The 2,422-nt window shown below is 76.3% G+C and carries 1 protein-coding gene; it reads right to left on the bottom strand.

Features of this window, described 5'->3' with window-relative positions; all coding sequences use genetic code 11:
- Positions 1-2,422, bottom strand: a 2,422-nt coding sequence (locus J0670_RS35900; RefSeq protein ID WP_207816852.1) for a cytochrome P450, incomplete at both ends; no start/stop codon positions are given.

The following is a 2,422-nucleotide window of genomic DNA, read 5'->3' as shown; positions in this document are numbered from 1 at the left end:
AGGTCCGGCACCAGGTAGCGGTCGCTCGTGCTGGTCCAGGCGTGGACCCCGGCGACCAGCTCCCGGGTGCCCTCCAGGTACCAGCGCCCCGCCGGGTGGCGGTGCCCCAGCTCCTGGCGCAGCTCCTCGCTCTCCCGCCGCAGTCGGACGATCCGGGCGCGCACCGCCCGTACGGCCCGGCTGCGGGTGCAGCCGCGGACCCGCTGCAGGGTGAGGACGGTGTTGAAGGCGGCCGTGCTCTGCCGCTCCTCCCGCTCCAGCGAGTAGAGGTCGTTGATCAGGGTGGCGGCGTCCGCGGTGTTGGCGCGCAGGCGGTGCAGCGCGGACTCGGCGCGCAGGGCGGCGGGGACTTCGGCGCCGTGAACCCGTTCCAGTATGTTCATGAACGGGTAGAGGCAGCTGCCGTGGCGGCGCAGCCGCATGGTGTCCGCGAGGCTGAGCCCGAGCGCGGGCACGGTGCCGCGGGCGCGGTGCTCGGCCTCGGCGGGGAAGGTGGCCAGGCAGGCCTGCCACTCGCGGGCCGCCCGGGCGCGCCAGGCGGGGGACATCGATTCGGTCTGGCGGTCCCAGAGCTCCCGCCAGGCGGTGAGGACCCGGCCGTCGGACCCGTTCGGGCCCGGGCCGTCGCCGAGGGCGTCGACCAGCGGGTCGACCAGTGCGCGGGCCTCGTCGGGGCGGCGCCCGGGCGGGCCGTCGAAGCGGTCGTCGAGGATGGTGAACCAGCCCAGCATGTCCACCAGCAGGTCCAGCTCGGTGCCCGTGACGCGTGGGAAGGCGTGGCCGATCAGCTCGTGCAGGGCGTAGCCCCGGTAGTCGGGCAGCTCGTCCGGGGTGAGCAGGCCGCGGCGGACCGCCCAGTCGGCGTGCCGGTCGGCGGCGGCGCGCAGTTCGGTCGACGGCCGGGAGGGCGCGACGACCGGCGGTGGTGCGGCGGGCGATGCGGTGGGTGGTGGTGGCGCCGCCGCGTCGCTGAACGGACACCGCCCCGGCGCAGCCGGCTCGTCCGCGGAACCCGCAGAACCCGCGGAACCCGCAGAACCCGCGGAACCCGTCGAGCCGGCCGCACCGGCCGCACCGGCCGCGCCCGTCGAGCCCGCCCGGTCCGCCGCGCGCGTCGAACCCGGTGAGCGGGGCGCCAGCCGTACCCGCAGCCCCTGCGCCTGGACGGTCGTCCAGACCACCTCCCGGGCCCGCGAACCCGGCACCGCCACCGGCCGCCAGCGGCGCAGGATGGCCGCCGCCGCGACGGTCAGCTCGGCCCAGGCGAAGGCCTCCCCGATGCACTTGTGCTTGCCGGCCCCGAAGGGGAGGAAGGACGGCCGCCCGGCCCCGCCGCCGTCCTGCCAGCGCTCGGGGCGGAAGTCGAGCGGGTCCGGGTAGCGGGTCGGGTCGCGGTGCAGCGCGGTGAGGCTGTACAGCAGCTCGGTGCCGGCCGGGATCCGGTACGGGCCGAGCTCGACCGGCGCCTCGGCGGTGCGCATCAGGAAGGCGTTGGGCGCGTGCAGCCGCACCACCTCCTGGGTGACGCTGCGGGTGTACGTGAGCCGGGCGAGCGCCTCCGGGGTGGGGGCGGCGCCCTCGGGCAGGTGTTCGTCCAGCTCGGCGAGGACGCGGGCCTCCACCTCGGGGTGGCGCAGGAGTTCGTCCAGCAGCCAGGTGAGCGTGGTGGAGACGGTCTCCGTCCCGGCGCCGAACATGGTGATCGCCTCGGAGCGGACGTCGGCCTCGGTGAGCGGACGGCCGGTGGCCGGGTCGGTGGCGGCGCGCAGGATGGCCGGCAGGGTGCCCCGCTGCTCCTCGGGCCGGGCGGAGGCCGAGCGGCCGTTGACGGCCTGGTCGACGACCCGGTTGAGGGCCCGGACGGCGGCGTCGAAGCGCCGGTTGACCGGCAGCGGCAGCCGGGCGAAGGCCGGGTGCGGGTAGAGGGACTGGACGATCTGGCCCTTCACCAGGTCCGGCAACGCCTGGTGGAAGGCGACGGTGGAGTCCTCGCTGAGCCGGGCGCCGAACAGCGTGCGGGTGACGATCTCCAGCGCGAGGTGGTTCATCTCCTTGGCCACGTCGAGGACCTGGCCGGGCCGCCAGCGCGCGGCCCGCTCCTCGGTGACCTGGTGCATCACGGCCAGGTACCCGGCCATCCGGTCCGGGCCGAAGGCGGGCTGGATGACCCGGCGGCGGTCCCGGTGGGCCTGGCCCTCGGACATCAGCAGACCGTCGCCGAAGGCCGTCTTCAGGGTGTCCTGGACGGCGCCGCGCGGGCAGTCGTAGGCGAGGGCCACCAGCAGGGTGTGGACCAGTCGGGCGTCGGTGACCACGCAGACGGTGCGCGGCCCGAGCCGGATGCGGACCACGCCGCCGTGGCGGGAGAGCGAGCCGAGGAAGCCGAGCGGGTCGCGCAGCAGGGCGCCGGCGTGCCCGAGGC

The sequence above is a fragment of the Streptomyces sp. FH025 genome (assembly GCF_017427025.1).
Taxonomy (GTDB): domain Bacteria; phylum Actinomycetota; class Actinomycetes; order Streptomycetales; family Streptomycetaceae; genus Kitasatospora.
Note: the sequence above shows the minus strand (reverse complement) of the source record. Positions and strands in the feature narration are given on the sequence as shown.